Source organism: Siculibacillus lacustris (assembly GCF_004328075.1).
Classification (GTDB): domain Bacteria; phylum Pseudomonadota; class Alphaproteobacteria; order Rhizobiales; family Ancalomicrobiaceae; genus Siculibacillus; species Siculibacillus lacustris.
On sequence record NZ_SJFN01000099.1, the window covers coordinates 1 to 552 of the forward strand.

The following is a 552-nucleotide window of genomic DNA, read 5'->3' on the forward strand; positions in this document are numbered from 1 at the left end:
CTGGTCGCCGGTGTAGCTGTGGATGGTGGTCATGAAGCCGTGGTCGATGCCGATGGCGTCGTTCAGGGCCTTGGCGATCGGCGACAGGCAGTTGGTGGTGCACGAGGCGTTGGACACGATCAGGTGCTCGGCGGTGAGCTTGTCGTGGTTGACGCCGTAGACCACGGTCAGGTCGGCGTTCTCGCCGGGGGCCGAGATCAGCACGCGCTTGGCGCCGGCGGCGAGCTGCAGAGCGGCCTTGTCGCGGGCGGTGAAGATGCCGGTGCACTCGAGCGCCACGTCGACGCCGAGTTCGCCCCAGGGGAGCGTCGCCGGATCGCGGATGGCGGTGACCTTGATCGGGCCGCGGCCGACGTCGATGGTGTCGCCGGCGACGGTGACCACGCCGGGGAAGCGGCCGTGGACGCTGTCGTAGCGCACCAGATGGGCGTTGGTCTCGACCGGGCCGAGATCGTTGATGCCGACCACTTCGATGTCGGTGCGTCCCGACTCGACGATCGCCCGCAGGACATTGCGGCCGATGCGGCCGAACCCGTTGATCGCTACACGGAC

General features: G+C 68.7%; 1 protein-coding gene. It reads right to left on the reverse strand.

Going from position 1 to position 552, the window contains the following annotated elements; genetic code table 11:
* On the reverse strand, positions 1 to 552 hold a 552-nt coding region (locus EYW49_RS22900), incomplete at both ends, for a type I glyceraldehyde-3-phosphate dehydrogenase (protein WP_131312050.1).